6 protein-coding genes are annotated in these 6,108 nt (G+C 65.9%); 5 read left to right on the forward strand and 1 reads right to left on the reverse strand.

Annotated elements, in window-relative coordinates; translation table 11 throughout:
• Nucleotides 1-70: 70 nt before the first annotated feature.
• Nucleotides 71-280 (forward strand): hypothetical protein, encoded by a 210-nt coding sequence (locus tag VNN10_02610; GenBank protein HXH20893.1) that lies wholly within the window; start codon nt 71-73, stop codon nt 278-280.
• A 150-nt stretch (nt 281-430) separates the two neighbouring features.
• On the opposite strand, the gene VNN10_02615 is transcribed toward VNN10_02610, so the two are convergent.
• Nucleotides 431-895, reverse strand: a complete 465-nt coding sequence (locus tag VNN10_02615) for an Hsp20/alpha crystallin family protein (protein HXH20894.1) — start codon at nt 893-895, stop codon at nt 431-433.
• 193 nt (nt 896-1,088) lie between these two features.
• Between VNN10_02615 and VNN10_02620 the strand changes: the two genes are divergently transcribed.
• The 4 genes from VNN10_02620 to VNN10_02635 all read left to right on the forward strand — a co-directional run.
• Nucleotides 1,089-2,000 (forward strand): J domain-containing protein, encoded by a 912-nt coding sequence (locus tag VNN10_02620; protein HXH20895.1) that lies wholly within the window; start codon nt 1,089-1,091, stop codon nt 1,998-2,000.
• 20 nt (nt 2,001-2,020) lie between these two features.
• Entirely contained in the window at nt 2,021-3,019 is a 999-nt protein-coding gene (locus VNN10_02625; GenBank protein ID HXH20896.1) for a trypsin-like peptidase domain-containing protein, read from the forward strand.
• Between the two features lie 64 nt (nt 3,020-3,083).
• A complete protein-coding gene (locus VNN10_02630) occupies nt 3,084-3,425 on the forward strand; it encodes a MerR family transcriptional regulator (protein ID HXH20897.1) in 342 nt (113 codons plus the stop codon).
• Between the two features lie 241 nt (nt 3,426-3,666).
• On the forward strand, nt 3,667-6,108 hold a 2,442-nt coding region (locus tag VNN10_02635), incomplete at its 3' end, for an AAA family ATPase (protein HXH20898.1).

A 6,108-nucleotide genomic window follows, 5' to 3' on the forward strand; every position in this document is an offset into this window, starting at 1 on the left:
AACTTGAAATTAATCTGTGCTTGCTGTCACAATCACAAATGCCGGGAAGGCCAGAAGGGGCAAGGAGAACATGCAAGCCGCACTCCCTCGGGTATGTCCGCGCTGCCGCGGCTCGATGATCGTCGAGAGAGACTGGTACGGATCGTATAGCACCTGTATCTGTTGCGGCTTCGTCAAAGAAGCAGTTTCTTCCCCGGCAATCGACCTGATGCTCGAAGACGAAGAGGGCCACGGCCGCCAGCGCCGGCGCCAGCCCTCGCACGGCAAGCTCCGACTCTAGAAGCCCAGGCCCCGCCCCCGCACAAAGTCACGAGACCCGAAGAGGGTCTCGTTTGCTGCCGGCTGCGAAGCTCTCGCCGGACACAGTCAGGCCCTCGCATGGGCGAGGGCCATCGTCCGCGACTGGTGCCCGCCGGCTAAGGTCATCTCATTACTGAGTGCTGACGACGCCGTTGCCAGCCGCGACCTTGATCATCTTCGGCCGGGCAGCCTCGGCCTTGGGCAAGTGGAGGTTGAGGATGCCGTTCTCGAAGCGGGCCTCAGCCTTGTCCGCGTCGACAGAGTTCGGCAGCGCGATCGCGCGGTGGAAGGAGCCGTAGCGGATCTCCCTGCGATAGTAGTCGCGCTTCTGCTCTTCGGCCTGCTCCTTGTGCTCGGCACGGATGTTCAGGACGTCGTTCTGGATCGAGACCTCGACCTCATCCGGCCTCACCCCCGGGAGGGCGGCCTTGACGTCAACCGCCGTGTCGGTCTCGGACACCTCAACCGGGAAGCTGTACTCGACCGGCAGCTGGTCACCGAGGAGGCGCCACGGGCGAGAGAAGCCTTCCTCGAAGAGCCGGTCCATGGTCGTGCGGAGCTCGCTGAACGGGTCCCAACGAACAAGGTTTGTCATCTTCAGTCCTCCTCGTTGCTGGTTTGCCGGCGGGCCTGCCAGCGCCTTTTCCGTCGCCTAATTTAGCGCGGTTGCGCCCTCATGTCAAGGAATTAGTGGCCAATCTTGATAATGTATTTATCAGGGAGACTGCTCACCACATTGACAGCGCGTCGGGCAGGGGCGTACACTGCCCTTGGACTGAGGGCCGGCAATGGCGAAGGACTACTATCAGACACTCGGTGTCAACCGGAACGCGACGGAGAAGGAGATCCGCTCCGCCTACCGTCGCCTTGCCCGCAAGCTGCATCCCGACATCAATCCGGGCGACAAGGCGGCCGAGGCGCGGTTCAAGGAGGTGAACGCAGCCTACGAGGTCCTCTCCGACCCCGAGAAGCGCAAGAAGTACGACCTCTACGGCGACGACTGGGAGCATGCGGAGGAGATTGAGCGCGCCCGGCGCGGCAGAGGTCGCACCTTCTACGACTTCGGGGGCGCGCCCGGCGGCTTCCGGACCTTCACGTTCGAAGGCGACCCGAGCGAGATCTTTGGCGCCGATGACATTTTCAGCGGGCTGTTCGGCGGCCGAAGGACTCGCGTCCGCCCGCGCAACCTCAACGTCGAGCAGCCAGTGCAGGTGTCGCTCGAAGAGGCGTACAGCGGCACCGTCCGGACCCTGCTCCTGAACGCAGACAACGGCGGCCCGCCGCGCCGGATCGAGGTGAAGATCCCCGCGGGTGTGCAGACGGGCTCGCGGGTGCGTGTCGCCGGCGAGGGCCTGCAGGAGGGCGGGCGCAAGGGCGACCTGTACTTGATCGTCGACGTCCTGCCCCACGAGCGTTTCGAGCGAAAAGGGGATGACCTCTACGCCGACATCGACGTGCCCCTGAGCGTCGCCGTCCTGGGCGGCGAGGTCATGGTCGAGGCCATAGGGCGCCGTGTGGCCCTGAAGGTGCCGCCTCTGACCCAGAACGGCCGCGTTATCAGGCTCGCGGGCCTCGGCATGCCGAAGCTTGGCTCCGACCAGAAGGGCGACCTTTACGTCCGGGTGCGGGTGCGGCTGCCGGAAAGGCTCGACGACAAGAGCAAGAAGCTGTTCGAAGAATTGAGAGCGCTGGGGATATGAACCAGGTTGAATCTCAGGCAATGGACGCGTACTCGCGCGCCGTATCAGGCGCCGCTGAGCGCGTTGGCCCGGCCGTAGTGAGCGTCGAGGTGCGCCGCCGCCAGCAGCGGCAAGGGCGCGGCGGCCGGCCCGCCAGGGCGGGCGATCCGAACGCCTACGTTGCCACGGGCTCCGGCGTCATCTTCGACTCTCAGGGGCGCGTGATCACGAACGAGCACGTCGCCCGGGCAGCGCCGGCGCCGGACGCTATCTCCGTTGTGCTGGCGGACGGCCGTCGCTTTGCGGCGGTGGTCGAAGCCGCGGACCCGTCCGTGGACATAGCGGTGCTTCGCATCCCTAGCGCGCCGCCGGGGCTTCCCGTGGCGGAGCTGACTTCCGCGCCGCTAAAGGTAGGCCAGCTGGTGATCGCGATCGGCAACCCCTACGGCCTGAGCTGGACCGTGACGGCTGGCGTGGTCAGTGCCGTGGGCCGCTCGCTGCCCGTAGGTGGCGGACGGGAACTGAAGGACCTCGTGCAGACAGACACGCCGATCAATCCCGGCAACTCGGGCGGCCCGCTCGTCGATGCGCACGGGCGCGTCGTCGGCATCACGACCGCGGTGATGCCGTTCGCCCGCGGCGTTGGCTTCGCGGTGCCGACCTCCGCCGTACTCGGCGTAATCGCCGCGCATCGCGAGCGCCTGGCGCAGCAGGACCCGCCGCGATTCGGTATCAGCGGCGTCTCGACAACCATCGAGCCGGATGTGCGCAAGCGCCTGGGTCTCAAGCAGGAACGCGGCGTGTTACTGGTGGACGTACAGCCCGGTTCGGCTGCCGCGACGGCAAGCCTGAGGCCGCTGGATATCGTGGTCAGCATCGGCGACATGCCGGTGACAGCGGTCGAGGACCTGAAGCGCCGTATCGACTCGCTGCGCGCCGGCCGCAACGTCGAGGTCGCCTTCCTGCGCGAGGGCCGCCTGCGGCGCACGCACGTAGTCATCGGCGGAATGCCGCGAGGGATAGTCGAGGCAAGGCTGTAAGACGGCTGGGTACTGATGCGAATGGGCGGCGGGCGCCAGACCGCCGCCGGCGAATGAGGTACGGATGAACGACAAAGACTACAACAACGAGGAGGAACCGGCATTCATCATCAGCGTCGCGGCGCGGATGCTGGGCGTGCACGCGCAGACGCTGCGCTACTACGAGCGCGTGGGGCTGCTGACGCCCTCACGCTCGCGCGGGCGCATCCGCCTTTACTCGCAGGCGGACATCAACCGCATCCGCCAGGTGCAGCGCCTGATCGAGGACCTCGGTGTCAACCTGGCCGGTGCGGAAGTGATCATCGATATGAGCCGCAAGATCAAGGCGCTGGAGGAGGAGAACGAGGCGCTGCGCCTTGAGCTCCAGCGCCTGCGCGACCGCCGCCTGCCAGCGCCGAGGGAGTGAGGGCGTGAATCGGAAGCGGTCCGAAGAACGAGGAGTCGTTAATAGCTACATCGAGGCGTTGGAAGGTGTGGTGGTTGCTCCCCGGAGGAAAGCGATGGTTCGAGCAGCCCAGAGCGCTTCAGAAAAGTAGTGGGTGGAACGGGATCCCTCATTCGTCCGAATGACAGGACGGGAGGCCCTTGTTGATGCTTCTGGCATCGATGGATGCTTGGAATAGGTATCAGGTAGGTAATAAGCCATGATGAGACAGGACAGGTTCACGGAGCAGGCGCAGGAGGTGCTCGCCAACTCGCAGCAGTACGTGCGTGAGCACAAGCACCCCCAGTGGGATGTCGAGCACATCTTCCTGGCGCTGCTCTCGCAAAAGGACGGGCTGGCGCGCCGCGTCTTCGAGCGCCTCGGGGTCTCCGTCGATGACTTGCGCGAAAAGGTTTCGGCGGTGCTCAGCCGCGCGCCCAAGACCGCATACGACAGCGTCCAGATCTACGTGACGCCGCGTGTCGTGAGGCTCCTGGAGGCCGCGAACGCGGAGGCGGAGCGGCTCAAGGACGAATACGTCGGCATCGAGCACCTGCTGATCGCGATCTCGGATGAGCGCGATGGCGATTCGGCGCGCATCCTGCGCCAGGCGGGTGTCGACAAGGAGCGCATCTACCGGGCGCTTCAGGACATCCGCGGCAGCGCGCGGGTTCAGAGCCCGCGCGCGGAGAGCCATTACGGCGCGCTCGAGAAGTACTCGGTCGACCTCACGAAGCTTGCGCGCGAGGGCAAGCTCGACCCAGTAATTGGCCGCGAGGAAGAGATCCGCCGCGTGATGCAGATCCTCAACCGGCGCCAGAAAAACAACCCCGTGATCATCGGCGAGGCCGGTGTTGGCAAGACGGCGATCGTCGAGGGGCTGGCGCAGAAAATCGTCATGGAGGACGTGCCGGAGAACCTGCGCGGCCGCCGCGTGCTCGCGCTGGACATGGGCGCGCTTGTCGCCGGCTCAAAGTTCCGGGGCGAGTTCGAGGAGCGGCTGCAGGCCGTCATGGACGAAACGAAGAAGTCCGAGGGCGAGGTGATCTTGTTCCTGGACGAGATCCACCAGATGGTTGGTGCCGGCGGCGCCGAGGGCGCGATCGACGCCTCGACGATGATGAAGCCGGCGCTGGCGCGCGGCGAGCTGCACGTCATCGGCGCGACGACGCTGGACGAGTACCGGCAGTACATCGAGAAGGACGCGGCGCTCGAGCGGCGCTTTGCCCCGGTATATGTCGACGAGCCCTCGGTAGAAGAGACGATCGAGATCCTGAAAGGGCTGCGCCCGAAGTACGAGGCGCATCACAAGGTGAAGATCGATGACGCCGCGCTAGAGGCGGCGGCGCGCCTTTCGCACCGGTACATCAGCGACCGTTTCCTGCCGGACAAGGCGATCGACCTGATCGACGAGGCGGCTTCGAAAAAAGTCATCGACGCGCAGTCGATGACGCCGGAGCTGCGCGACCTCAAGCGGCGACTGGACGAACTGAGCAGCGAGGTGGAGGCGGCGGCGAACCGCCAGGACTATGAGGCGGCGGCGCGCCTGCGCACCGAGGTCCTGAAGCTGAAGGACGAGTACGAAGCCAAGAAGGCGGAATGGGAGCGCACGGAAAAGATCGACACGAACGTCACGGCAGAGGACATTGCCGAGCTCGTGGGCAAGATGACCGGCATCCCGGTGTCGCGCATGCTGGAGGGCGAAGCCGAGAAGCTCCTGCACATGGAGGAGGCGCTGCATCAGAAGGTCATAGGCCAGGACAAGGCTGTGGAGGCGCTCTCGGACGCCATCCGGCGCGCCCGCTCCGGCCTGAAGGACCCGAAGCGGCCCATCGGCAGCTTCATCTTCGTCGGCCCGACAGGCAGCGGTAAGACCTACCTGGCAAAGGTGCTCGCCGAGTACCTGTTCGACGACGAGGACGCAATGATCCGCATCGACATGTCGGAGTACGGCGAGCGGCACACGGTGTCCCGCCTCATCGGGGCGCCGCCCGGCTACGTGGGCTACGAGGAGGCTGGCGGCCTCACCGAGGCCGTCAGGCGCCGCCCCTACAGCGTCGTGCTGTTCGACGAGATCGAGAAGGCCCACCCCGAGGTGCTGAACGTACTCCTGCAGGTGATGGAGGATGGCCGCCTGACGGACGGCCACGGGCGCACCGTGGACTTCCGCAACACGGTCATCATCATGACCTCCAACCTGGGCACGCGTCAGGATACGCGCGGGGCCCTGGGCTTCGGGGTGGAGCGGACGAAGAACGACCAGGAGCGGGACCGCCTGCACCAGCGGGTGGAGCGCGCGCTGCACGAATTCCTGCGGCCGGAGTTCCTGAACCGCGTGGATGACATCATCATCTTCGAGCCGCTGACGGAAGTGGAACTGCGCCGCATTGTCGACAACATGCTGGCCGAAGTCGGCGAGCGGCTGGCGGAGCGCCGGATCACGATCGAGCTGACCGATGCGGCCAAGGACGAGCTGGTGCGCGAGGGCTACGACCGCGTCTACGGCGCCCGGCCGCTGCGCCGGACGATCGAACGCAGAGTGGAGAACCCGCTCTCGAAGCGCATCCTGGCCGGCGAGTTCTCGGAGGGGGACCACGTGGTAGTCGACTTCGGCGAGGGCGGCTTCACCTTCACCCGCTCCGCGCCAGCGCCTCCGCGCGAACCC

The organism is Dehalococcoidia bacterium (genome assembly GCA_035574915.1).
Lineage (GTDB): Bacteria > Chloroflexota > Dehalococcoidia > DSTF01 > WHTK01 > DATLYJ01.